Here is a 25080-nt window from a genome sequence, read left to right on the forward strand (position 1 = left end):
GCTACGGCTTCGCGGCCGGTGCTCCCGGCACCCCCTTGGGGGCCGGGGCCGGGCTGCCGCCGTTGAGGAAGGCGGGCCAGCCCTGCGCGGGGGCCGTGCCGACCGGCAGTTCGGCGAGCTTGCCCAGGGTCTTGGTGTCCTGGGCGTCGAGCCAGTCGGCGAGCTGGTGGAAGGACACACAGCGGACGTCGGGCTTGTTGCAGACCTTCTCCACGGTCTGCTCGACGGCGCGCATGTAGGTGCCGCCGTTCCACGACTCGAAGTGGTTGCCGATGATCAGCGGGGCGCGGTTGCCCTGATAGGCGCGGTTGAAGCCCGCCAGCAGGCTGTCGCGCATCTGGTTGCCCCAGTAGGCGTGCTTGGCGGGGTCACCGTGCATGGTGCCGGACTGGTTCACGGCGAAGTTGTAGTCCATGGTCAGCTGCTCGTAGGAGTGGCCGAGGAACGGCACGAGCTGCATGGACAGGTCCCACAGGCCGTCCTTCTTCTTCGGCCAGACCTGGTTGTTGACGCCGCTGGTGTCGTAGCGGAAGCCCAGGTCGTGGGCCGCGCGCATGAAGTTCTTCTGCCCCTCCAGGCAGGGCGTGCGGGCGCCGATGAGTTCCTTGTCGTAGTCGAAGGGCAGCGGCGCCGCCTTCTTCAGGCCCGTGTTGGTCTTCCACGACTTCACGAACGACTTGGCCTGGGCGATCTCGCTCTTCCACTCGGCCACCGACCACTGGCCGACGCCGCCGTCCTTGCCGCAGAAGTGGCCGTTGAAGTGGGTGCCGATCTCGTTGCCCTCGAGCCAGGCGCCGCGCACCTGCTCCGCGGTGTCCTTGATTCCCTTGAGGTCGTTGAAGCCGATGTCGGAGCGGCCCGGCGAGTGCTGCGGCGCGTGATACTCGCCCGCCTTGTCCTCGGGGAGCATGTACACGCCGCTGAGGAAGTACGTCATGGTCGCGTTGTTCTTCTTGGCGACGTTGCGGAAGTGCGAGAAGAGTTTCTGGCTGTCCTCGCCCGCGCCGTCCCAGGAGAAGACGACGAACTGGGGCGGTTTCTGTCCCGCCTTGAGGCGGTCGGCCCTGGGCAGGTGCGGCTGGCGACCGGTGTACGCGGTCGAGCCGTCGCCGATGAGGCGGAGCACGCTGCCCGGAGCGCCCTTGTGGGGCGCGGCGGCCTTCTTCGGGCCCGGGGCGCCCTGGTGCGGCGGGGCGTCCGTGCCGCAGCCGGCGAGGGCCGCGGCGCAGGCCGCGGCGGCGGTGATGCCCGCGGCGAGCCGCACGGACGGGCGGGGAGCGTTCCTTCGGGTGGCGGCCATCTTCCGCCCACCTACTTCCTGGAGTCGGCTGACAGGAGGTGAATGCGAGAAATGCCCGCTTCCGGCGGGCGGCGCCGTCACCGTCACACGAAGGCCGCACACGTTTTGTACGACAAGCCGACCAAAGTTTTAGTTCACTACTCAGAGTGAAGTCTTGCCCCATTTGCCCATTTAGCCCCGCTAGATTCTTTACTCTGCATTACTATTCATTTACCGAGCGTTGATATCGAACGTCGAATTTTCATCCCGCCGCTGCACGCCGTGAACCACGGCCGCGACCCCATTCCGCGACCGCGCTGCACCCCGGAGGAGACGGGAAACATGTCAGCCTGCGTACCCACCCGCGCCAGTGACTCCGAACGACCGGGCGAGCCGACAGACGCCGCCCACCCGGCCCACAGTCCACCGCCGGCGCCCCGCCGCCGCTTCCGCATCGCGGGCGCCGACCTCTCGGCGTCCATCGCGGTCTTCCTGATCGCCCTCCCGCTGTCCCTCGGCATCGCCCTGGCGACCGGCGCGCCCCTGGAATCGGGGCTGGTCGCCGCCGCCGTCGGCGGCATCGTCGCCGGTGTCATGGGCGGCTCCCCGCTCCAGGTCAGCGGCCCCGCCGCGGGCCTCACCGTCGTCACCGCCGAGCTGATCCAGCGCTACGGCTGGCGGACCACCTGCGCCATCACCGTGATGGCGGGCGTCGCCCAGCTCGGGCTCGGCTGCCTGCGCGTGGCCCGCACGGCGCTCGCCGTCAGCCCCGCCGTGGTGCACGGCATGCTCGCCGGTATCGGCATCACCATCGCCGTCGCCCAGGTCCACATCGTCCTCGGCGGCACCCCCCAGAGCTCCGTGCTCGCCAATCTGGGCGCCCTGCCCGCCCAGTTGGCGAACCTGCAGCCCGCCGCGCTCGGCATCAGCGTCCTCACCATCGCCCTGCTGCTCGCCTGGCCGAGGATCCCCGGGAGCGTCGGGCGCGTCACCCGCAAGATCCCGGGCGCGCTCGTCGCCGTGACCGCCGCGAGCGCCGTCGCCGCGCTGTTCGGGCTGCGCCTGCCCGAGGTCGACCTGCCGTCCTGGAGCAGCCACGCGCTGGCCGGGCTGCCCGAGGGGCCGGTGCTCGGCGTCGCCGCGGCCGTGCTGACCACCACCCTGGTGTGCAGCGTGCAGTCGCTGCTCGGCGCCGTCGCCGCGGACAAGATGGCCGCCGGACGGTCCGACCTGCCGCCCGAGATGCGCCGCTCGAACCTGGACCGCGAGCTGCTCTCCCAGGGCGCGTCGAACATCGTCTCCGGTTCGCTCGGCGGGCTGCCCGTCGCGGGCGTCGCGGTGCGCACCACGGCGAACATCAACGCGGGCGCCGTGAGCGGGAACTCCGCGGCGCTGCACGGCGTTTGGGTAGTAGCCGCCACGCTCCTCCTGGTCCCCGTCCTGGAGCTGATCCCGCTCGCCTCGCTCGCCGCGCTGGTGATGATGGTCGGCATCCAGATGGTGTCCCTGCACCACATCCGCACGGTCACCCGCCACCGTGAGGTGCTCGTCTACGTCGTGACCACCCTCGGCGTCGTCGTCTTCGGCGTGCTCGAAGGCGTCGGTCTCGGTGTCGCGGTCGCCGTCGGCGTCGCGATGCAGCGCCTCGCGCGCACCCGGATCACGCGCGAGGAGGACGCCCGCGGCGTCCACCATGTGCGCGTCCGCGGCCAGTTGACGTTCCTGGCCGTGCCGCGGCTGAGCCGCACCCTTCATCAGGTCCCCCAAGGGGCCACCTGCGTAGTGGAGTTGGACGGATCATTCATGGACCATGCCGCGTACGACGCCCTGCAGGGCTGGCAGAAGGCCCACACCACCCAGGGCGGTCAGGTCGAGGTGGCCGGGCGCGGGGGCGCGCGGATCGCCGAGCCCGCGAGCGCCTCGCACGCCTGCTGCCGCCCCTGGACGCCCTGGCGCAACCACCACTGCGACGACCGGCCGCACACGGACGCCCCGCAGGAAGCGGCGCCGCCGCGCGGTGGGCATCATCTGGCGAGCGGCATCAGCGCGTTCCAGCGGAACACGGCGCCGCTGGTCCGCGGTGAGCTGGCCCGCCTTGCGCGGGAGGGGCAGAAGCCCACGCAGCTCTTCCTGACCTGCGCGGACTCCCGGGTCGTCACGTCGATGATCACGTCGAGCGGCCCCGGCGATCTCTTCGTCGTGCGGAACGTCGGGAATCTGGTGCCGCTGCCGGGCGCCGAGAGCGGGGACGACTCGGTCGCCGCCGCCATCGAGTACGCCGTCGACGTCCTGAAGGTCCAGTCGATCACCGTGTGCGGGCACTCCGGATGCGGGGCCATGCAGGCGCTGTTGAGCACCCCGCCGTCCGCACCCGGGGCGCTCACCCCGCTCAAGCGGTGGCTGCGGCACGGGATTCCGAGCCTGGAGCGGATGGGCGACGAGGGGCTGCCCTGGGCGCGGCTCGCGGGCCGGGCGCCGGCCGATTCGATCGAGCAGCTCTGTCTGACCAATGTCGTCCAGCAGTTGGAGCATCTGCGGGCGCACGAGTCGGTCGCTCGCGCCCTGGAGGAGGGCTCGCTCGAACTGCACGGGATGTACTTCCACGTCGGCGAGGCCCAGGCCTACCTGCTGGAAGAGCGTGATCCCGTCTTCGGCCAGGTCGAGGCGGCCGCCTACGAGGACACCGGAGCCGCCCGCGCCTGAACCGGCGCTTTCCCGGATCCGTGGGAGAAGTGAGAGCGTGTGGCTCCCGGCACCGCCGGGAGCCACACGCATGAACCCCGGCCTACAGGTCTAAACCAATTCTCGGACACCCCTTGTCACCAGGGGGCGACGTCTGATGAGCTGTGGCCTGGGACACAACGGACACCTTGGGAAAGGCAGAAGCCGTGAGCAACGAGAGCCTGGCCAATCTTCTGAAGGAAGAGCGACGCTTCGCGCCGCCCGCTGACCTGGCCGCGAACGCCAACGTCACGGCCGAGGCGTATGAGCAGGCCAAGGCTGACCGGCTGGGCTTCTGGGCCGAGCAGGCCCGCCGCCTCACCTGGGCCACCGAGCCGACCGAGACCCTCGACTGGTCGAACCCGCCGTTCGCGAAGTGGTTCGCCGACGGCAAGCTCAACGTCGCGTACAACTGCGTGGACCGCCACGTCGAGGCCGGGAACGGCGACCGGGTCGCCATCCACTTCGAGGGCGAGCCGGGCGACAGCCGCGCGATCACCTACGCCGAGCTGAAGGACGAGGTCAGCCGCGCGGCGAACGCGCTGACCGAGCTGGGCGTGCAGAAGGGCGACCGCGTCGCCGTCTACCTGCCGATGATCCCGGAAGCCGTCATCTCGATGCTCGCCTGCGCGCGCATCGGCGCCGCGCACTCCGTCGTCTTCGGCGGCTTCTCGGCCGACGCCATCGCCAAGCGCATCGAGGACGCCGACGCCAAGCTCGTCATCACCTCCGACGGCGGCTACCGCCGGGGCAAGCCCTCCGCGCTCAAGCCCGCCGTCGACGAAGCGCTGACGCGCGTATCCGTCGACAAGGTCCTCGTCGTGCAGCGCACCAAGCAGGACGTCGCCTGGACCGAGGGCCGCGACGTGTGGTGGCACGACGTCGTCGGCAAGCAGTCGGCGGAGCACACCCCGGAGGCGTTCGACGCCGAGCAGCCGCTCTTCATCCTGTACACGTCGGGCACGACGGGTAAGCCGAAGGGCATCCTGCACACCTCGGGCGGCTACCTGACGCAGGCCAGCTACACCCACCACGCCGTCTTCGACCTCAAGCCGGAGACCGACGTCTACTGGTGCACGGCCGACATCGGCTGGGTCACCGGCCACTCGTACATCACGTACGGCCCGCTCTCGAACGGCGCGACGCAGGTCATCTACGAGGGCACCCCGGACACCCCGCACCAGGGGCGCTTCTGGGAGATCGTGCAGAAGTACGGCGTCACGATCCTCTACACGGCGCCCACCGCGATCCGTACGTTCATGAAGTGGGGCGACGACATCCCCGCGAAGTTCGACCTGTCCAGCCTGCGCGTGCTCGGGTCGGTCGGTGAGCCGATCAACCCCGAGGCCTGGGTCTGGTACCGGAAGAACATCGGCGCCGACACGTGCCCCATCGTGGACACCTGGTGGCAGACCGAGACCGGCGCGATGATGATCTCGCCGCTGCCGGGCGTGACCGAGACCAAGCCGGGCTCCGCCCAGCGTCCGCTGCCCGGTATCTCGGCGACCGTCGTCGACGACGAGGCCAACGAGGTGCCGAACGGCGGCGGTGGCTATCTGGTCCTCACCGAGCCGTGGCCGTCGATGCTCCGCACCATCTGGGGCGACGACCAGCGGTTCATCGACACGTACTGGTCGCGCTTCGAGGGCAAGTACTTCGCCGGTGACGGCGCGAAGAAGGACGAGGACGGCGACATCTGGCTCCTCGGCCGCGTCGACGACGTGATGCTCGTGTCCGGGCACAACATCTCGACCACCGAGGTCGAGTCGGCGCTCGTGTCGCACCCGGCCGTCGCCGAGGCCGCCGTGGTCGGCGCCGCCGACGAGACGACCGGCCAGGCCATCGTCGCCTTCGTGATCCTGCGCGGCACCGCCAACGCGGAGGACGAGTCCCTGGTCGCCGACCTGCGCAACCACGTGGGCTCCGTGCTCGGTCCGATCGCCAAGCCCAAGCGGGTCCTGCCGGTCGCCGAGCTGCCCAAGACCCGGTCCGGCAAGATCATGCGCCGCCTCCTCCGCGACGTCGCGGAGAACCGCGCGGTCGGTGACGTCACCACGCTCGCCGACTCCTCCGTGATGGACCTGATCCAGAACAAGCTGCCGGCGGCCCCCAGCGAGGACTGAGCCTCCACGGCCATAGAGGGGACGGGCACTCGGCGAACGCGCCGGGTGCCCGTTTCGTGCGTAGGGTGATGATCACCAGGTCCGTCTCCGGTACACCCGGTAGGGTGAAGAGCGCGTCAAGAACGCGCCATGAAGTTCACAGGGTGTGCCGGGAAGTCTGGTCGGCGATGTCATCAGCCGTGCCCGACCGGAGGTCCCCTCGTGACAGCGCCCCAGAAGCAGAGCAAGAACGACCGCACCGTCCTCGGCCGGATCTCCCTGCCCGAGCGGAACGCGGTCGCCGAGGCGCTGCGCACCGAGACCGTCGGCGGCGTCCTGCTCCTCGCCGCCGCCGTCGCCGCCCTGATCTGGGCGAACGTACCGGCGCTCAGCCACAGCTACGAGTCCCTCAGCGACTTCCACTTCGGCCCGTCCGCGCTCGGCCTGCACCTCTCCGTCCAGCACTGGGCGGCCGACGGGCTCCTCGCGGTCTTCTTCTTCGTCGCCGGCATCGAACTCAAGCGCGAGCTGGTCGCGGGCGATCTGCGCGACCCGAAAGCGGCCGCGCTGCCGGTCGTCGCCGCCCTCTGCGGCATGGCGATGCCCGCGATCGTCTACACGGTCGTCGCCTCGACCGGCGGCGGCTCCCTGTCCGGCTGGGCCGTGCCCACCGCCACCGACATCGCCTTCGCGCTGGCCGTGCTCGCCGTCATCGGCACCTCGCTGCCGAGCGCGCTGCGCGCCTTCCTGCTCACCCTCGCCGTCGTCGACGACCTCTTCGCGATCCTGATCATCGCGGTCTTCTTCACGAGCGACATCAACGTCGCCGCCCTCATCGGCGCCTTCGTCGGCCTCGCGGTCTTCTGGCTGCTCCTGCGCAAGCGGGTGCGTGGCTGGTACGTCTATGTGCCGCTCGCCCTGGTCATCTGGGGCCTGATGTACAACAGCGGCATCCACGCCACCATCGCCGGTGTCGCCATGGGCCTGATGCTGCGCTGCCACCGCGAGGAGGGCGAGGCGCACTCCCCCGGCGAGCACATCGGGCACCTCGTCCGGCCCCTCTCGGCGGGTCTCGCGGTGCCGCTGTTCGCGCTGTTCAGCGCGGGTGTCGCGGTGTCGGGCGGCGCGCTCGGCGAGGTGTTCACCCGGCCGGAGACGCTCGGTGTGGTGCTGGGTCTCGTCGTCGGCAAGGCCGTCGGCATCTTCGGCGGTACGTGGCTGACGGCCCGGTTCACCAAGGCCTCGCTGCCCGATGAACTGGCCTGGGCGGACGTGTTCGCCGTCGCCTCGCTCGCCGGGATCGGCTTCACCGTCTCGCTGCTCATCGGCGAACTCGCCTTCACCGACGACCCGCTGCTGACCGACGAGGTCAAGGCGGCCGTCCTGATGGGCTCACTGATCGCGGCCGTGCTCAGCAGCGTGCTGCTGAAGATGCGGAACGCCAAGTACCGCGCCCTGTGGGAGACCGAGGAGCGCGACGAGGACCAGGACGGCATCCCCGACATCTACGAACAGGACAATCCGGAGTACCACCTCCGTATGGCCGAGATCTACGAGAAGAAGGCCGCGGAACACCGCAGGCGTGCCGAAGTGGCGGCCGGGGCAGGCGACGAGGACGAGCGTCCGGCATGATCTGACAACGAGTCCGCACATACGGAGCACCGACAGAACAACAGGGAGTAACGCGATGAGCGCACCCGACGGCAGCCCGGTCGGCGCCGAACGCAGCATCGGCCAGCTGTTCGCCTCGGCGACCGCCGAAATGTCTGCACTGGTGCACGACGAGATCGCGCTGGCGAAGGCGCAGCTGAAGCGGGACGTCACGCGCGGCGGCATCGGCAGCGTCCTGGCCCTGGTGGCCGTGACCGTGCTGATCTTCTCGCTGCCCATGCTGAGCTTCGCCCTCGCCTACGGCATCAACGCCTGGACCGGCGGCCACAACGGCACGGGCGGCTGGAACCTCGCCTGTTGCTTCCTGCTCTCCTTCGCGGCGAGTGTGGTCCTCTTCCTCGTGCTCGGCCTCATCGCCTTCGCTTTCTTCAAGAAGGCCAGGAAGGGCAAGGGCCCGCAGAAGGTGGCCGCGTCCGTCAAGGAGACGGCCGGCGTCCTCCAGCACGCCAAGCCGCACCCGCGCGAGGTGCCGGGCGACCGTGTCCCCGAGGCCATCGAGGCTGTGGCACGCTCGTCTTCATGACGGACCCCGCCACTCCTTCGGCCGCACAGCCGCCCGCTTCTGTCGTACGCCTGGACGTCCCCGGCGGGAGAGAGGTGCTCCACCGGGACGTCGCCGCCAACGGCGCGCGGTTCCACATCGCCGAAATGGGTGACGGACCGCTGGTCCTGCTGCTGCACGGCTTCCCGCAGTTCTGGTGGACGTGGCGGCACCAGCTCGGCGCGCTGGCCGACGCGGGGTTCCGGGCCGTTGCCATGGACCTGCGGGGCGTGGGCGGCAGCGACCGGACGCCGCGCGGCTACGACCCGGCGAACCTGGCGCTCGACATCACCGGAGTCGTGCGCTCGCTGGGCGAGCCGGACGCGGCGCTCGTGGGGCACGACCTCGGCGGCTATCTGGCGTGGACGGCGGCCGTGATGCGGCCCAAGCTGGTGCGCCGGCTCGTCGTGTCCTCGATGCCGCACCCGCGCCGCTGGCGCTCGGCGATGCTCGCCGACTACCGCCAGTCGCGCTCGGGCAGTTACGTCTGGGGCTTCCAGCGGCCGTGGCTGCCGGAGCGTCAGCTCGTCGCCGACGACGGCGCGCTGGTCGGCAAGCTCGTACGGGACTGGTCGGGGCCGCACCAGCCCGACGACGAGACGGTGCTGACCTATCAGCGGGCGATGCTCATCCCGTCGACGGCGCACTGCTCGATCGAGCCGTACCGGTGGATGGTGCGCTCGCTGGCCCGGCCCGACGGCATTCAGTTCAACCGGCGCATGAAGCGGCCGGTGCGGGTCCCCACGCTGCATCTGCACGGCTCGCTCGATCCCGTGATGCGCACCCGGAGTGCGGCCGGATCCGGCGAGTACGTCGAAGCGCCGTACCGCTGGCGGCTGTTCGACGGTCTCGGGCACTTCCCGCACGAGGAGGATCCCGAGGCGTTCTCCAAGGAACTCGTGAACTGGCTGAAGGACCCCGAGCCCGACCGGTAGGCCGCTGAGTGACCGGGCGTGAGCGGTCGGTGAGTGCCCGGTATACGGGCAGGAACACCTGTCCTACGAACAGCCAATTGCCTGCCGCATACGCCAATTTGGGGACCGTGGGGGAGGTTACCGACCATGGGGCACGGGCACACGTCGAGGTATGGGCTGGACGCACGATTACAGTGACGCAGCACGCAACCGCCGCCCGGCAATGACGCTGGGCACACCTCAGAGGGGAGCGCCGCAGGACGATCCGGCGCACGATCCCCGGCTGGGCATTCCGCGTATCCTGCGGCGTCGGGCCCGCTGGATGTCGGCGCGACTGCGGCACACCAGCCGCAGCTGAACTCCCCGGACCGGCACCGGAGTCCGGGAACTCAGAGCGCGCAGGCGTCCGTGTCCACCTGCTGGGACGCCGTGCGGCCCCGGGTGATGTCGGTGGCGATCTCGTCGGCGGTCAGGGCGTAACCCGTCTCGTCGTTGTCGAGGGACTTCGCGAAGACCACGCCGTAGACCTTGCCGTCGGGGGTCAGCAGCGGGCCGCCCGAGTTGCCCTGACGCACCGTCGCGTACAGCGAGTACACGTCGCGCTCGACCGTGCCCCGGTGGTAGATGTCCGGGCCGCTGGCGTCGATCCGGCCGCGCACGCGCGCGGGGCGCACGTCGTACGCGCCGTTCTCCGGAAAGCCCGCGACGATCGCGCCGCCGCCGCGCTGTGCGTCGGTCCGCGCGAAGCTCAGCACGGGCGCCTTCAGGGACGGCACGTCCAGGACGGCGATGTCGCGCTTCCAGTCGTAGAGGACGACCTTCGCGTCGTACTTCACGCCCTCACCGCCTATCTGGACGGTGGGCTCGTCGACGCCGCCCACCACGTGCGCGTTCGTCATGACGCGGCGGGAGCCGAAGACGAAGCCGGTGCCCTCCACGACCTTGCCGCAACTGGGCGCCTGGCCCACGACCTTGACGATCGAGCGCTGGGCGCGCGCGGCGACCGGGCTCTTCGCGAGAGCCGGGTCGGGCGGGCGGACCTCGGTGATCGGCTCGCTCGCGAACGGGCTGAAGACCTGGGGGAATCCGTTCTGCGCGAGGGTGGTGGTGAAGTTCGCGAACCAGGAGTCGGCCTGCGCGGGCAGCGCGCGGGAGACGCCGAGCAGCACCTTGGAGCCGCGCACCTCCTTGCCGAGCGTGGGCATCGTCGTCCCGGCGAGCAGGGAACCCACCAGCCACGCCACCAGCAGCATCGCCGCCACATTGACCAGGACGCCGCCCGTCGCGTCCAGCGCGCGCGCCGGTGACCAGGTGATGTATCTGCGCAGCTTGTTGCCCAAGTGGGTGGTGAAGGCCTGGCCGACCGAGGCGCAGACGATGACGACGACCACGGCGACGACCGTGGCGGTGGTCGAGACGGCCGCGTCGTCGGTGATCGCGCCCCACAGCGGGGGCAGCGCGTAGACCGCGACGAGACCGCCGCCCAGGAAGCCGATCACCGACAGGATGCCGACGACGAAGCCCTGGCGGTAGCCGACGACCGCGAACCACACGGCTGCGGCGAGCAGGAGGATGTCCAGCACGTTCACCGTCTACAGCCCCGCCCTCGTCACGCCCCGCCTCGTCACGCCTCGCCTCACATCGCAGTCACCGGCATTGCACAGTACGGCGACCACCCTGTCATGAGCGCCAGTCGAGTGACACCGTGTTCTCCCGGTCCCACGGGCGCTCCCAGCCCGCGAAGTGCAGCAATCGGTCGATCACGCCCGCCGTGAACCCCCACACCAGCGCCGACTCCACGAGGAAGGCCGGACCGCGGTGGCCGCTCGGGTGGACCGTCGTCGCCCGGTTGGCCGGGTCGGTGAGGTCGGCCACCGGGACCGTGAAGACCCGGGCCGTCTCCGCCGGATCGACCGCCGCGACAGGAGTGGGTGTCCGCCACCATCCCAGTACGGGCGTGACGACGAATCCGCTCACCGGGATGTAGAGCTTGGGCAGGACGCCGAAGAGCTGCACGCCGTGCGGATCGAGGCCGGTCTCCTCCCATGCCTCGCGCAGGGCGGCCCGCAGCGGGCCCTGGGTGCGCGGGTCGCCGTCCTCCGGGTCGAGTGCGCCGCCGGGGAACGAGGGCTGGCCCGCATGCGATCTGAGCGACCCCGAGCGCTCCATGAGCAGCAGCTCGGGCCCGCGGGCGCCCTCGCCGAACAGGATCAGCACCGCGGACTGCCGGCCCGCGCCGTCCTTGGGCGGCAGGAACCGGCTGAGCTGCTCACCGCGGAGCGTGGCCGCGGCGTCGGCGACCGGGTCGAGCCAGGCGGGGAGGCCGTCCGTGCGCACGGTGACGTCCGGACCGTCACCCTCGCCCGGGGCACCACTCGCCCCGCCGATTCCACCGATCTCGCTCACGTGCTTCATCGCCACCCCCGTACCTGTCGTGATGGACCCAACGCCCGACCGCCCCCTCTTCGTTCCGCCTTCGCCGTCCGTCACCCGGACGTGGCACCGCCCAGCGGCGGGGCCGCGATGCCGCCCGCGTCCAGATACCCCTGCGGCGGGTTCAGCCGCTGGCCCGGGAAGCCGCCCTTCTCGTACTTGAGCAGCTTCTTCGCCTTCTCCGGGTCCGTCTCGCCCTCGCCGTACGCCGGGCAGAGCGGGGCGATCGGGCAGACTCCGCAGGCCGGTTTGCGCGCGTGGCACATCCGGCGGCCGTGGAAGATCACGTTGTGGCTGAGCTGGGTCCAGTCGCTCTTCGGGAACAGCTCGCCGACGGCCTTCTCGACCTTGTCCGGGTCGGTCTCCTCGGTCCACTTCCAGCGGCGCACGAGCCGGCCGAAGTGGGTGTCGACCGTGATGCCGGGCCTGCCGAACGCGTTCCCCAGCACCACGAACGCCGTCTTGCGGCCCACTCCGGGCAGCTTGACCAGGTCTTCGAGGCGGCCGGGGACCTCACCGCCGAACTCCTCCGACAGCGCCTTGGCGAGGCCCATGATCGACCTGGTCTTCGCGCGGAAGAACCCGGTCGGCCGGATCAGCTCCTCGACCTCCTCCGGCACGGCCGCCGCGAGGTCCTCCGGGGTCGGGTACTTCGCGAAGAGCCCCGGGGTCGTCTGATTGACCCTCAGGTCGTTCGTCTGGGCCGACATCACCGTGGCGACGAGGAGCTGGAAGGGATTCTCGAAGTCCAGCTCGGGGTGGGCGTACGGGTACGTCTCCGCGAGCTCGCGGTTGATCCTGCGGGCGCGGCGGACCAGAGCGGTACGGGACTCGGGCTTGGCGACAGCCTTCTTGGACGCGACGGCCTTCTTGGGCGCTGCTGCCTTCTTGGACGCGGCCTTCTCGGTGGCCGCCTTCGTGGGCGCCGTCTTCTTCGGCGGCGCCTTCTCGGTGGCCGCCTTCTTCTTCGCGGGCATCTACTGGGCAGCCTTCCCCTGTACGGAACCGGGCTCTGCGGCGACCGGAACGGCGCAGGCCACGGCCTCCGTACGGGCATGTTCGCCCACAGCGGAAACAGGGGCGGCCGATCTCGCCACGGCCCCCGCCGCCTGCGCTCTCACCGGCTTTTTGGACACCCGGCCAGCCTAGAGCCAGCTACTGACATCCGCCCCGGAGCCACTGGATCGGCCCCCGTTTGGCCCCCTCCCCCTCGGGTTGTGACGCAGGTGCGGCAGACTTGTAGCTGAGTGACTGATCACACTGTTTGGACCGTCCGGCAAAATGGGCAGTCGGGAAAGGCTTCCCGACCCCACAGTGCAGGCGACATAGGAGAGAAACTCGTGGACGACGTTCTGCGGCGCGCCCCGCTCTTCGCGGCGCTCGATGACGAGCAGGCCGCGGAGCTCCGCGCCTCCATGAGTGAGGTGACCCTCGCGCGCGGTGACGCCCTGTTCCACGAGGGCGACCCCGGCGACCGGCTGTACGTGGTCACCGAGGGCAAGGTGAAGCTCCACCGCACCTCCCCGGACGGCCGGGAGAACATGCTGGCCGTGCTCGGCCCCGGTGAGCTGATCGGCGAGCTGTCGCTGTTCGACCCCGGGCCGCGCACCGCGACCGCCAGCGCGCTGACCGAGGTGAAGCTGCTCGGCCTCGGCCACGGCGACCTCCAGCCCTGGCTCAACGCACGCCCGGAGGTGGCCGCCGCCCTGCTGCGCGCCGTCGCCCGGCGCCTGCGCAAGACGAACGACCAGATGTCCGACCTGGTCTTCTCCGACGTGCCCGGCCGTGTCGCCCGCGCGCTCCTCGACCTGTCGCGCCGCTTCGGCGTGCAGTCCGAGGAGGGCATCCACGTGGTGCACGACCTCACGCAGGAAGAGCTGGCCCAGCTGGTCGGCGCCTCCCGCGAGACGGTGAACAAGGCGCTGGCGGACTTCGCGGGCCGCGGCTGGCTGCGCCTGGAGGCGCGCGCCGTGATCCTGCTGGACGTGGAGCGCCTCGCGAAGCGTTCCCGCTGACTCCGGCTCCGCCCGACGGGTCCCGCCACACCTCGTGGCGGGACCCGTCGGCGTAGAACCGCGGAAATACCGTGCTCCGGGCGCCTGTTCCCTGCACAGTTGCCCCATGGCCGATCCGAACCGTGGGCTCGACGCCCAGGGATACATCGCGCGCGAAGGCTCCCTGGGCCGCGTCCAGGAACCCTTCCGCCCCGTCGTGGCCGCCGCCCGCGACCGGCTGCTCGACGTCTTCGGCGCACGTCTGACGAGCGCCTACCTGTACGGGTCCGTGCCCCGCGGCACCGCGCGGCCGGGCCGCTCCGACCTCGACCTGCTGCTCGTGCTGCGCGCCGGACCCACCGAGGCCGACCGCGCCGACGCGCGCAGTCTCGACGCCGCGCTGGACAAGGAGTTCCCGCAGGTCGACGGGGTGAGCACGCTCGTCTACGGGCGGGCGCGGCTGCTGAGCGCGGCCGAGACGTACGACATGGGGTGGTTCGTGGCCTGTCTGTGCACGCCCCTGCTCGGGGAGGACCTGGCCGAGGACCTCCCGCGCTACCGCCCCACCTCGCGGCTGGCCCGCGAGACCAACGGGGACCTGGCCGCCCGCCTGCCCCGCTGGCGCGAGCGGATCGCGCGGGCCGCCGCCGAGGACGAGCGGCGCGCGCTGGACCGGATCATCGCCCGCGGCCTCGTCCGCACCGCGTTCACGCTCGTCATGCCCCGCTGGAACGGCTGGACCGGCGAGCTGGACCGGATGGCCGAGGTGTTCGCGGAGTACTACCCGCAATGGGCGCCGCAGGTCCGGGCCGCGGCGGCGGCCGGGTACGCGCCCACCGGGGATCCCGGCGCGCTGCGCTCGTACACCGAGGAGCTCGGGCCCTGGCTCGCGGACGAGTACGCGCGCGTGCACGGCACGAAGGACACCTGAGCGCACCGACACCGCTCAGGGCACACAGGGGAGGGAACCGCACCATGACCACACAGGCCGAGCTGGCCACCCGCTTCGAGGCCGAGCGCGGGCGGCTGCGTTCCGTCGCGTACCGGATGCTCGGGTCGCTGACCGAGGCGGAGGACGCGGTCCAGGAGGGGTGGCTGCGGCTGCAACGGGCCGACGACGGCGAGGTCCGCAACCTCGGCGGCTGGCTGACGACCGTCGTCGGGCGGATCTGCCTCGACATGCTGCGGGCCCGGTCCACGCGCCGCGAGGAGCCGCTGGAGGAGGGGGGCGGCGGTGAGTTCCGGCTGCCGGATCCGGTGGTCAGGCCCGCCGACCCGGTCCACGAGGCCGAACTGGCCGACACCGTGGGGCTCGCGCTGCTGGTCGTGCTCGACACACTCGCGCCCGCCGAGCGGCTGGCGTTCGTGCTGCACGACATGTTCGCCGTGCCGTTCGAGGAACTCGCGCCGATCGTGGAGCGCACGCCCGCGGCGACCCGGCAGCTGGCCAGCCGCGCGCGCCGCCGCGTGCAGGGCGCCACCGCGCCGGCCGACACCGGTCTGGCCCGCCAGCGCGAGGTGATCGACGCCTGGGTCTCCGCGACCCGCGCCGGTGACTTCGAGGCGCTGCTCGAACTCCTCGACCCGGACGTGCTGCTCCGGGTCGACCAGGGCCCGGGCACGGCGGCGCTGCTGGTGCGCGGCGCCCTCAAGGTGGCCGGTCAGGCGGCGCTGTACGGGCGGATGGCCCCGGACACCTTCGCGGCGTTCGTCGGCGACGGCGTCGGCATGGTGGCGGCGCCCGGCGGCAAGGTGGTCACCGTCGGCTGGTTCACCTTCCGCGCGGGCCGGGTCGTGGGCGTCGACATCATCGCCGACCCGGACCGGATCGCGGCGCTCGGCATCGACTGGCCCGCGGACCGGTGAACCACTAGATCAGTCCGTGTTCGCGCAGGTAGTCGAGCTGGGCCAGGACGGACAGCTCGGCCGCCGGCCACAGGGAGCGGTCCACGTCCGCGTACACGTGGGCGACGACCGCGGCGGACGTCGTGTGCCCGTCCTCGACGGCGGTCTCCACCTGGGCGAGCCGGTGGGCGCGGTGCGCGAGGTAGAACTCGACGGCGCCCTGGGCGTCCTCCAGGACCGGTCCGTGCCCGGGCAGCACCGTGTGCACCCCGTCGTCGACCGTGAGCGAGCGCAGCCGGCGCAGGGTGTCGAGGTAGTCGCCGAGGCGGCCGTCCGGGTGCGCGACGACCGTCGTGCCCCGGCCGAGGACGGTGTCGCCGGTCAACACGGCCTGATCGGCGGGCAGATGGAAGCTCAGCGAGTCGGCGGTGTGGCCGGGGGTGGGGACGACGCGCAGTTCCAGGCCGCCGGTCGTGACGACGTCACCGGCCGCGAGGCCCTCGTCGCCGAGGCGCAGCGCCGGGTCGAGCGCGCGCACCTTCGTGCCGGTCAGCTCGGCGAACCGGCCCGCGCCCTCGGCGTGGTCGGGGTGGCCGTGCGTGAGGAGAGTGAGCGCGATGCGGCGGCCGGCCTTCTCGGCGACGGCGATCACGTTCTTCAGGTGGCCGTCGTCGAGCGGGCCCGGGTCGATCACGACGGCGAGGTCGCTGTCGGGTTCGGCGACGATCCAGGTGTTGGTGCCGTCGAGGGTCATCGCGGAGGCGTTCGGCGCGAGCACGTTGACGGCGCGGGCGGTGGCGGGGCCGGACAGCACCCCGCCGCGCGGCTGGCCGGGCAGGGCGGCGGCTTCGGTCATCGGTCAGTTGCTCCCGCCGGTCGGAATGTGCTTGGTGAACTCCTCGTGCCCCGGCCAGGACAGCACCACCTCGCCCGCCTCCAGCCGGGCCTGCGCCAGTACGGGCGTCAGGTCGCGCCCCTCGGCCCCGGCCAGGGCGTCGTGGGCGGCCGGGTACGCGGTGAGGGTGCGCAGGGTCGCGATGGTGGGCGGCATCATCGTCAACTCGCCCTGGTCGTACGCGGCGGCGGCCCGCTCGGGGCGGATCCACACGGTGCGGTCGGCCTCGGAGGAGTCGTCGCTGGTGCGCTGGCCGGCCGGGAGCACGGCCGCGAAGAACCAGGTGTCGTAGCGGCGCGGCTCGAACTCGGGGGTGATCCAGCGGGCCCACGCGCCGAGCAGGTCGGAGCGCAGCACCAGGCCGCGCCGGTCCAGGAACTCGGCGAAGGACAGATCGCGGGCGATCAGCGCCTGCCGGGCTTCCTGCCACTGGTCGCCGGTGGTGTCGTCGACGACGCTGTCCGGGGTCGGGCCGGCGAGCAGTACGCCCGCCTCCTCGAAGGTCTCGCGCACGGCCGCGCAGACGATCGCCTGGGCGTCCTTCTCCGGCACGCCGAGCCGCTCGGCCCACGTCTGCCGGGAGGGGCCCGCCCAGCGCACCTGCCGGTCGTCGTCGCGCGGGTCGACGCCGCCGCCGGGGTACGCGTACGCACCGGCCGCGAAGGCCATCGACGTCCGTCTGCGCAGCATGTGCACTTCCAGGCCGCCGGAGGCGCCCGGGGCGTCCCTGAGCAGCATGACGGTGGCGGCGCGGCGCGGGGTCGCGGCCGTCAGTGTGCCGGCGGCGAGGGCGCGGATGCGTTCCGGCCACTCAGGGGGGTACCACTGGCCGTTGGACATGGCCGGAGGCTATCCCGACTCGACGGGATGTTCGAGAGGCGATTCGCCGAGCGCGGGCCGGTGGCCGCTTCTCGCGCAGTTCCCCGCGCCCCTGAAACGAGCTTCGCTCGTCCAGGGGCGCGGGGTTCGTGACTCAGGCCTCCGGAACCAGCTCCACCTGGATCTCGACCTCGACCGGCGAGTCCAGCGGCAGCACCGCGACGCCGACGGCGCTGCGGGCGTGCACGCCCTTGTCGCCGAGGACCTCGCCGAGCAGCTCGCTGGCGCCGTTGATGACACCGGGCTGCCCGGTGAAGTCGGCGGCGGAGGCGACGAAGCCGACGACCTTCACGACACGCGCGATGCGGTCCAGGTCACCGGCGACGGACTTCACGGCGGCCAGCGCGTTCAGCGCGCAGATCCGCGACAGCTCCTTGGCCTCGTCGGCGGTGACCTCGGCGCCGACCTTGCCGGTCAGCGTCAGCTTGCCGTCGACCATCGGGAGCTGCCCGGCCGTGAACACGTAGACACCGGACCGCACGGCCGGCTGGTACGCGGCGACCGGCGGCACGACGGGCGGCAGGGTCAGGCCCAGCTCGGCGAGCCGCGCCTCCACCGCGCCGCTCACGCGCTCTTCTCCCGCTTCAGGTACGCCACCAGCTGCTCGGGGTTGTTCGGTCCGGGCACGACCTGGACGAGCTCCCAGCCGTCCTCGCCCCAGGTGTCCAGGATCTGCTTCGTCGCGTGCACCAGCAGCGGCACAGTCGCGTACTCCCACTTCTTAGCCATGGGGCCGACTGTAGCCGCCGAAGTCAGGTGCGTCGTTCCGGAGGCTGCTGCGTGATCGGGCCGCGTTCTGGTTACGCTCGAATACGTGAGCAGGCTCCAGGTCGTCAGCGGCAAGGGCGGTACCGGAAAGACCACGGTCGCCGCCGCACTCGCGCTCGCCCTCGCGACGAAGGGCAAGCGCACTCTCCTGGTGGAGGTGGAGGGCAGGCAGGGCATCGCACAGCTCTTTGAGACGGAGACACTCCCCTACGAGGAGCGGAAGATCGCCGTCGCGCCCGGCGGCGGGGAGGTGTACGCGCTCGCCATCGATCCGGAACTGGCGCTGCTGGACTACCTCCAGATGTTCTACAAGCTGGGCGGCGCCGGCCGCGCCCTGAAGAAGCTGGGCGCGATCGACTTCGCCACGACCATCGCGCCGGGCCTCAGGGACGTACTCCTGACCGGCAAGGCGTGCGAGGCCGTCCGGCGCAAGGACAAGCAGGGCCGGTACGCGTACGACTACGTGGTGATGGACGCCCCGCCCACCGGGCGCATCACCCGCTTCCTGAACGTGAACGACGAGGTCGCCGGGCTGGCCAGGATGGGCCCGATACACAATCAGGCCCAGGCGGTCATGCGGGTCATCAAGTCCCCGCAGACCGAGGTGCACCTCGTGACCCTCCTGGAGGAGATGCCGGTGCAGGAGACCCTCGACGGGGTCGCCGAACTGCGCGCCGCGCAGCTGCCCGTAGGACGGATCATGGTGAACATGGTGCGACCCGCGCTCCTGGGGGAACCCGCACTGGCGCTGACCCGTTCACCGTCGGTCGCGCCGGAGGTCACCGGGGCCCTGACGGCGGCCGGGCTCAGCGGCGCGAAGCGGCTCGTGGGGCCGCTGCTCGCGCAGGCCGAGGAGTACGCGGAGCGGTACGTCCTGGAGCGCGCCCAGCGCGAGCTGCTCACCGGGGCGGAGCTGCCGCTGCACGAACTCCCGCTGCTCACCGAGGGGTTGGACCTCGCGGGCCTGTACACGCTCGCCGAGGAACTGCGACAGCAAGGGATCTGAGGGACCGCTTCGATGACGCTGAACCCTGCAGGCGCGCTCGACATCGACCCGCTGCTCGACGACCCGGCCACCCGCATCGTGGTCTGCTGCGGCTCCGGCGGGGTCGGCAAGACCACCACCGCCGCCGCGCTCGGCCTGCGCGCCGCCGAGCGCGGCCGCAAGGTCGTCGTGCTGACCATCGACCCGGCCCGGCGCCTCGCCCAGTCGATGGGCATCGACTCCCTGGACAACGTGCCGCGCCGGGTGAAGGGCGTCGAGGCGACCGGCGACGCGGCCGGCGGTGAGCTGCACGCCATGATGCTCGACATGAAGCGCACCTTCGACGAGATCGTCGAGGCGCACGCGGACGGCGAGCGGGCCGAGGCGATCCTGAACAACCCCTTCTACCAGTCGCTCTCCGCGGGCTTCGCCGGCACGCAGGAGTACATGGCGATGGAGAAGCTGGGCCAGCTCAGGGCCCGGGACACCTGGGACCTGATCGTCGTCGACACCCCGCCGTCCCGCTCGGCGCTGGACTTCCTGGACGCGCCCAAGCGGCTCGGCTCGTTCCTCGACGGCAAGCTGATCCGCGTCCTGATGGCCCCCGCGAAGGTCGGCGGCCGGGCCGGGATGAAGTTCCTGAACGTCGGGATGTCGATGATGACGGGCGCGCTCGGCAAGCTCCTCGGCGGGCAGCTGCTGCGTGACGTACAGACGTTCGTGGCCGCGATGGACACCATGTTCGGCGGATTCCGTACGCGCGCGGACGCCACGTACAAGCTCCTCCAGGCGCCCGGCACCGCCTTCCTCGTCGTCGCCGCGCCCGAGCGGGACGCGCTGCGCGAGGCCGCGTACTTCGTGGAACGCCTGGCCGCGGAGCGGATGCCGCTCGCCGGTCTGGTGCTGAACCGGGTGCACGGCAGCGGCGCCGACCGGCTCTCCGCCGAGCGGGCGCTGGCCGCCGCGGAAAATCTTGACGAGCGCGGCATTGTGGATCAGGCGCCCGGGAAGGAAGAGGTGCGTACGCCTTCCGATCCCGCGTCCGGCTCCCCCGCCGCAGCGGAGACTCCCGCACACCCCAGCACCGAGCAATTGACCGCGGGACTTCTGCGGTTGCACGCCGAGCGGATGCGGCTCGTCGCGCGTGAACAGCGCACGCGTGACCGCTTCACCGCGCTCCACCCCGAGGTCGCCGTGGCCGAGATCGCGGCGCTGCCCGGCGATGTGCACGACCTGGCAGGCCTCAGGGACATCGGAGACCGGCTCGCGGCCGGTGGCACTCCGGCCGGAGCTGAGTGAGCCGTACGCGCCCGCACGTCGGCCGTGCGGTCGCGGCCCGGAGCCGGTCAGGGCTCCGGTACTCGTGTGTACGAAAGGGTGCGGCGCCGTCCTATCCGACGGCGGCGAACCTCTCGTACGTCTCGTCGTTGTCGAGCTCCGCGGGCAGCAGGCCCGCACTGCGCTCGTACTCCGTACGCGCCGTCTCCAGCAGCCGGCGCCACGAGGTGACGGTCGGACGCCTGCGCAGCAGTGCCCGGCGCTCCCGCTCCGTCATGCCACCCCACACACCGAACTCGACGCGATTGTCGAGCGCGTCCGCTAGGCACTCGGTCCGCACGGGACATCCCGTGCACACCGCTTTCGCCCGGTTCTGCGCTGCTCCTTGAACGAACAGTTCATCCGGATCGGTAGTGCGGCAGGCCGCCTGCGCACTCCAGTCGACTACCCAGCCCATACCGGCGCCGTCCTCTCCCGAATCGAGGCTCCCCCACGGCGGCAGCGGCATATTCACCGCCGCCAGTTGAGGACGTTACGGAAGGTGGGCACAGCGCAACACCCCCTTCGGGCCCAATCTTGAATGGCCCGAACGGACTATGCGTAAGCGGCAGATCACCCGACGGAGTGACCGGGAGACATGCGTAACAACCCCGGCAAATATGGACACTTCACTTGCGTCACAACGGGCGTCGGGTGACACACGAGGCGGTTTCGGACAGCTTCCGGGCCCTGCGCGAGGGGTCGCGGCAGGCACAGGAATGACTACAAGAGGCACGTCAGAGGTAAGGAAAGAAGTGCCGGGAACGTTTCGGGGCCGTCCCACGTCTTGATACGAGACCGCACTGCTGTGACAGTTGAGTGCAGCTTAGGCCAAGGCATATACGCCTGTCCGGAGAATCAGAACGTAGGCTGCCCTGCATGGGAAAGAAGCGCTCGGCCGGTGACGGCGGCGGTATGTCGCCGGCTCAACAGGCCGCCAAGTTCCTCGGTGTCAGCGTGCTCGCGGGAGCCGTGCTCGCCGGAATCGCGCTGCCCGCCGCGGGCGCGCTCGGCCTGGCCGCGAAGGGCTCGGTCGAGGAATTCGACGAGACCCCGGCCGCACTGAAGCAGCCGCCGCTCAGCCAGCGCACCACGATCCTGGACGCCCAGGGCGGGAAGCTCGCGACGGTCTACGACCGCGACCGCACCGTGGTGAAGCTCGACGAGATCTCCCCGTACATGCAGAAGGCGATCGTCGCGATCGAGGACTCGCGCTTCTTCGAGCACGGGGCCATCGACGCGAAGGGCATCCTGCGCGCCATCAACGCGAACGCGCGGGGCGGCGGCGTCGCCCAGGGCGCGTCCACCCTCACCCAGCAGTACGTGAAGAACGTGTTCATGGAGGAGGCGGGCGACGACCCGACGAAGCTGGCGCAGGCCACCCAGCAGACGATCGGGCGCAAGGTCCGCGAGCTGAAGTACGCGATCCAGATCGAGAAGGACCTCGGCAAGAAGAAGATCCTCTCCAACTACCTGAACATCACGTACTTCGGTCAGCAGGCGTACGGCGTCGAGGCCGCGTCCCAGCGCTACTTCTCCAAGTCGGCCAAGGACCTGACGGTCCAGGAGGCCGCGCTCCTCGCGGGCATCGTCCAGTCGCCGAGCCGCTACGACCCGGTCAACGACGAGGCCGAGGCGAAGAAGCGGCGCAACGTCGTGCTCCAGCGCATGGCCGACGTCCACGACATCTCGCAGGCCGAGGCCGACAAGGCCAAGCAGACGGCCCTCGGGCTGAAGGTCAGCAAGCCGCAGAACGGCTGCATCACCGCGGTCAAGGGCGCGGCCTTCTTCTGCGACTACGTCGAGCAGGTCGTGAAGAACGACCCGGCCTTCGGCAAGACGAAGGAAGCGCGCGCCAAGCTCTGGAGCCGCGGCGGTCTGACCGTCCGGACGACGCTGGACCCGCAGGCCCAGGAATCGGTCCAGGCCTCCATCAAGAGCAACGTGTACCAGACGGACTCGGTCGCCACGGCAGTCACGCTCGTCGAGCCGGGCAGCGGCAAGATCCTCGGCATGGGCCAGTCGAAGCCGTACGGCTACGGCAAGAACGAGACGTCGATCAACTACTCGGTGAACTCGGCCTACCACGGCTCCAACTACGGTTTCCCGACCGGTTCGACGTTCAAGCCGTTCCTGGCGGCGGCCGCGCTGGAGAACGGCACGCCGATCACCCAGCAGTTCCCGGCGCCGTACCAGATGCCGTACCCGGACACCGTGCAGACGTGCAGCGGCAAGCCGTGGACCAACGACGGCGGCTACAAGCTGGAGAACGAGAACGAGTCGGAGTCCGGCCCCTATCGCCTCAAGGAGGCGATGGAGAAGTCCATCAACACGTACTTCGTGGAGATGCTCGCCGACACCGGCATGTGCCCGGTCGTGAAGATGACCGACAAGCTCGGCGTGGTCCAGGGCAACGGCACGAAGGTGCCCGAGGTGCCCTCGTCGATGACCCTCGGTTCGACGGGTCTGTCGCCGCTGACGATGGCCTCCGCGTACGCCGCGTTCGCCAACGAGGGCACGTACTGCACCCCGATCGCCATCCAGTCGATCACGGACGCCAACGGCAAGTCGCTGGCCGTCCCGAAGTCGAAGTGCTCGCGCGCCATGTCGACGCAGACCGCGGACAAGATCAATACGCTGCTCAGCGGTGTGACCGACTCCGGTACGGGCCAGCAGGCCGGCCTCTCCGACCGGGACAACGCCGGCAAGACGGGTACGACGGACGCCCGTAAGAACGCCTGGTTCGTCGGCTACACGCCGAACCTGTCGGGCGCCGTCTGGGTCGGCAGCGCCTCGCAGGGCGTCGAGATGACCAACATCACCATCGGCGGCCGCTACCACGACAAGGTCTACGGCGCCGACACGCCCGGCCCGATCTGGCGGTCGGCCATGACCGGCGCCCTGTCCGGCAAGGAGGCCCCGGGCTTCACCATGGTCGACATCCCCGACCCGGACAAGGGCAAGGACAAGGACAAGAACAAGGGCGACCAGGGCGGCGACCAGGGCCAGGGCGACGCCAAGCCCGGCGACACCGACCCCGATCCGACCTTCCCCGACGGGCTGTTCCAGGGCCAGGGGAACGGCGGGAACGACAACGGCGGGAACGGGAACGGCGGCGGCTGGGGCCGTTAGCCCCCGCCTCCGGAACTGAAAGGGGCGCCCCCCGACGGGGGCGCCCCTTTTCCGGCTTTCCGGGTTTCCGGTTGCCCGGCCTCTCCGGTTCTCCGCCTCAGCCGGCGAGCAGCTTCTTGACCGCGGCGGCGACCCGGCCGCCCTCGGCGCGGTCCCCGACCTTCGGCTTCACGATCTTCATGACCTGGCCCATGGCGCGCGGGCCCTCGGCACCGGCCGCCTTCGCCTCCTCGACCGCCTGCCCGACGATCTGCTCCAGCTCGGCGTCGGACAGCTGCTGCGGCAGGTACTCGGCGAGCACCTCGCCCTCCGCGAGCTCACGGGCGGCCGACTCGGCACGCCCGCCCTTCTCGAACGCCTCGGCCGCCTCGCGGCGCTTCTTCGCCTCCTTGACGATCACCGCCTGCACCTCGTCATCGGCGAGCTCGCGCTTCTCCTTGCCGGCGACCTCCTGGGTCGTGATGGCGGCGAGGGTCATCCGGAGCGTCGAGGAGCGCAGCTCGTCACGCCCCTTGATCGCGGCGTTGAGGTCGTCGTGCAGCTTCGACTTGAGCGTGGTCATGACGTGATTGTCGCAGGTGTACGGGGCGTCACGCCCGCCGATTTCCGGGGCACCGCCCGTCTGACACGATGGGACACATGCGCGCGCGATACGGGATTCCCCTGAAGGTCTCTGCTGGCATCGTGGCGGCGGGCGCCGCCACCGTCGCCTACTCCGCGGGTTTCGAGGCCCGCTCCTTCCGCCTGCGACGCGTCACGGTCCCGGTCCTGCCCCCCGGTATGCAGCCGCTGCGCGTCCTCCAGGTCTCCGACATCCACATGGTCGGCGGGCAGCGCAAGAAGCAGCGCTGGCTGCGTTCGCTGGCCGGGCTCCGCCCCGACTTCGTCATCAACACGGGCGACAACCTCTCCGACCCGGAGGGCGTGCCCGAGGTGCTCGACGCGCTCGGGCCGCTGATGGAGTTCCCGGGCGCGTACGTGTTCGGCTCCAACGACTACTACGGGCCGCGGCCCCGCAACCCTGCCCGGTACCTCCTGGAGAAGGTGCAGGGCCGCCACGGTCTGAACGGCAATCCGCCGGTCGTCGGCGCCATCCACAACCCGTGGGAGGACCTGCGCGACGGCTTCGACGAGGCCGGCTGGCTGAACCTCACGAACACGCGCGGCAGCCTCAAGGTCTCAGGCGTCGAGATCGGCTTCACCGGCCTGGACGACCCGCACATCAAGCGCGACCGGTACGCGGAGGTGGCGGGCGGCCCCACGGCCGGCCCGGACTTCACGATGGCCGTGGTCCACGCCCCGTACCTGCGGGTCCTGGACTCCTTCGCCGCGGACGGCTACCCGCTGATCCTGGCCGGGCACACGCACGGCGGCCAGGTCTGCGTCCCCTTCTACGGCGCCCTGGTCACCAACTGCGACCTGGACACCGACCGCGTGAAGGGCCTGTCGCGGCACACGGCGGAGGGCAACACCTCCTACCTCCACGTCTCGGCGGGCTGCGGCGCGAACCGCTACACCCCGTTCCGCTTCGCCTGCCCGCCGGAGGCGACGCTGCTGACGCTGGCCCCGAGGACGCCGACCGGCTGACCGTCCCGCCCGGACGT

The 25080-nt window shown here is 70.9% G+C and carries 23 protein-coding genes; 13 read left to right on the forward strand and 10 right to left on the reverse strand.

Annotation, left to right across the window (positions count from 1 at the left end; genetic code table 11):
* Position 1: 1 nt before the first annotated feature.
* The gene (locus K377_RS09610; RefSeq protein ID WP_111662801.1) at positions 2-1300 is read right to left on the reverse strand and encodes a hypothetical protein; all 1299 of its coding nucleotides are present in this window, start codon (positions 1298-1300) and stop codon (positions 2-4) included.
* A gap of 321 nt (positions 1301-1621) precedes the next feature.
* Here K377_RS09610 and K377_RS09615 point away from each other — a divergent pair, with 321 nt between their 5' ends.
* The 6 genes from K377_RS09615 to K377_RS42205 all read left to right on the forward strand — a co-directional run bounded on the left by K377_RS09615 (position 1622) and on the right by K377_RS42205 (position 9586).
* A complete protein-coding gene (locus tag K377_RS09615; protein ID WP_111662802.1) occupies positions 1622-3982 on the forward strand; it encodes a bifunctional SulP family inorganic anion transporter/carbonic anhydrase in 2361 nt (786 codons plus the stop codon).
* 143 nt (positions 3983-4125) lie between these two features.
* Positions 4126-6123 (forward strand): acetate--CoA ligase, encoded by a 1998-nt coding sequence (gene acs / locus K377_RS09620; protein WP_111662803.1) that lies wholly within the window; start codon positions 4126-4128, stop codon positions 6121-6123.
* Between the two features lie 201 nt (positions 6124-6324).
* Positions 6325-7734, forward strand: a complete 1410-nt coding sequence (gene nhaA, locus K377_RS09625; RefSeq protein WP_111662804.1) for a Na+/H+ antiporter NhaA — start codon at positions 6325-6327, stop codon at positions 7732-7734.
* A 55-nt stretch (positions 7735-7789) separates the two neighbouring features.
* A complete protein-coding gene (locus tag K377_RS09630) occupies positions 7790-8296 on the forward strand; it encodes a phage holin family protein (protein ID WP_111662805.1) in 507 nt (168 codons plus the stop codon).
* Positions 8293-9249 (forward strand): alpha/beta fold hydrolase, encoded by a 957-nt coding sequence (locus tag K377_RS09635; protein ID WP_111662806.1) that lies wholly within the window; start codon positions 8293-8295, stop codon positions 9247-9249. The genes K377_RS09630 and K377_RS09635 overlap by 4 nt, the downstream gene beginning before the upstream one ends.
* A 151-nt stretch (positions 9250-9400) precedes the next feature.
* The gene (locus K377_RS42205) at positions 9401-9586 is read left to right on the forward strand and encodes a hypothetical protein (protein WP_111662807.1); all 186 of its coding nucleotides are present in this window, start codon (positions 9401-9403) and stop codon (positions 9584-9586) included.
* A 31-nt stretch (positions 9587-9617) separates the two neighbouring features.
* On the opposite strand, the gene K377_RS09645 is transcribed toward K377_RS42205, so the two are convergent.
* The 3 genes from K377_RS09645 to nth form a co-directional block, all read right to left on the reverse strand.
* Positions 9618-10817: a MarP family serine protease gene (locus tag K377_RS09645; protein WP_111662808.1), complete on the reverse strand. Its 1200-nt coding sequence runs from the start codon at positions 10815-10817 to the stop codon at positions 9618-9620.
* Between the two features lie 91 nt (positions 10818-10908).
* Entirely contained in the window at positions 10909-11643 is a 735-nt protein-coding gene (locus K377_RS09650; protein ID WP_111663199.1) for a CoA pyrophosphatase, read from the reverse strand.
* 71 nt (positions 11644-11714) lie between these two features.
* Positions 11715-12638, reverse strand: coding sequence for an endonuclease III (nth, locus tag K377_RS09655; RefSeq protein WP_111662809.1), 924 nt, complete (start codon positions 12636-12638; stop codon positions 11715-11717).
* A 363-nt stretch (positions 12639-13001) separates the two neighbouring features.
* Between nth and K377_RS09660 the strand changes: the two genes are divergently transcribed.
* The 3 genes from K377_RS09660 to K377_RS09670 all read left to right on the forward strand — a co-directional run bounded on the left by K377_RS09660 (position 13002) and on the right by K377_RS09670 (position 15521).
* Entirely contained in the window at positions 13002-13676 is a 675-nt protein-coding gene (locus tag K377_RS09660; protein ID WP_016642758.1) for a Crp/Fnr family transcriptional regulator, read from the forward strand.
* 106 nt (positions 13677-13782) lie between these two features.
* Positions 13783-14586, forward strand: coding sequence for a nucleotidyltransferase domain-containing protein (locus K377_RS09665; protein ID WP_111662810.1), 804 nt, complete (start codon positions 13783-13785; stop codon positions 14584-14586).
* A gap of 44 nt (positions 14587-14630) precedes the next feature.
* Complete coding sequence (locus K377_RS09670) at positions 14631-15521, forward strand: sigma-70 family RNA polymerase sigma factor (protein ID WP_111662811.1); 891 nt, start codon at positions 14631-14633, stop codon at positions 15519-15521.
* A 4-nt stretch (positions 15522-15525) separates the two neighbouring features.
* Here K377_RS09670 and K377_RS09675 read toward each other — a convergent pair whose 3' ends face one another.
* From K377_RS09675 to K377_RS09690, 4 genes are all read right to left on the reverse strand, one after another.
* Positions 15526-16356: an MBL fold metallo-hydrolase gene (locus tag K377_RS09675; protein ID WP_111662812.1), complete on the reverse strand. Its 831-nt coding sequence runs from the start codon at positions 16354-16356 to the stop codon at positions 15526-15528.
* Positions 16357-16359: 3 nt separating this feature from the next.
* On the reverse strand, positions 16360-17235 hold the full coding sequence (locus tag K377_RS09680) for an NUDIX hydrolase (RefSeq protein WP_111662813.1): 876 nt from the start codon (positions 17233-17235) through the stop codon (positions 16360-16362).
* 133 nt (positions 17236-17368) lie between these two features.
* Complete coding sequence (locus K377_RS09685; protein ID WP_111662814.1) at positions 17369-17842, reverse strand: RidA family protein; 474 nt, start codon at positions 17840-17842, stop codon at positions 17369-17371.
* Entirely contained in the window at positions 17839-18003 is a 165-nt protein-coding gene (locus tag K377_RS09690) for a DUF4177 domain-containing protein (RefSeq protein WP_111662815.1), read from the reverse strand. The genes K377_RS09685 and K377_RS09690 overlap by 4 nt, the downstream gene beginning before the upstream one ends.
* A gap of 85 nt (positions 18004-18088) precedes the next feature.
* On the opposite strand from K377_RS09690, the gene K377_RS09695 reads away from it, so the two are divergent.
* Together K377_RS09695 and K377_RS09700 are read left to right on the forward strand one after the other, a co-directional pair.
* Positions 18089-19048, forward strand: coding sequence for an ArsA-related P-loop ATPase (locus tag K377_RS09695; protein WP_111662816.1), 960 nt, complete (start codon positions 18089-18091; stop codon positions 19046-19048).
* A 12-nt stretch (positions 19049-19060) separates the two neighbouring features.
* On the forward strand, positions 19061-20326 hold the full coding sequence (locus tag K377_RS09700; RefSeq protein ID WP_111662817.1) for an ArsA family ATPase: 1266 nt from the start codon (positions 19061-19063) through the stop codon (positions 20324-20326).
* A 91-nt stretch (positions 20327-20417) separates the two neighbouring features.
* Here the strand turns inward: K377_RS09700 and K377_RS09705 are convergent, their stop codons facing one another.
* A complete protein-coding gene (locus K377_RS09705) occupies positions 20418-20762 on the reverse strand; it encodes a WhiB family transcriptional regulator (RefSeq protein WP_181512524.1) in 345 nt (114 codons plus the stop codon).
* Positions 20763-21223: 461 nt separating this feature from the next.
* Between K377_RS09705 and K377_RS09715 the strand changes: the two genes are divergently transcribed.
* Entirely contained in the window at positions 21224-23476 is a 2253-nt protein-coding gene (locus K377_RS09715) for a transglycosylase domain-containing protein (protein WP_111662819.1), read from the forward strand.
* A gap of 97 nt (positions 23477-23573) precedes the next feature.
* Here the strand turns inward: K377_RS09715 and K377_RS09720 are convergent, their stop codons facing one another.
* Positions 23574-24038 (reverse strand): GatB/YqeY domain-containing protein, encoded by a 465-nt coding sequence (locus tag K377_RS09720; protein ID WP_111662820.1) that lies wholly within the window; start codon positions 24036-24038, stop codon positions 23574-23576.
* A 77-nt stretch (positions 24039-24115) separates the two neighbouring features.
* Here K377_RS09720 and K377_RS09725 point away from each other — a divergent pair, with 77 nt between their 5' ends.
* A complete protein-coding gene (locus K377_RS09725) occupies positions 24116-25063 on the forward strand; it encodes a metallophosphoesterase (protein ID WP_111662821.1) in 948 nt (315 codons plus the stop codon).
* The last annotated feature ends 17 nt before the right edge of the window (positions 25064-25080 follow it).

This window comes from Streptomyces sp. PsTaAH-137 (genome assembly GCF_003259365.1).
Taxonomy (GTDB): Bacteria; Actinomycetota; Actinomycetes; order Streptomycetales; family Streptomycetaceae; genus Streptomyces.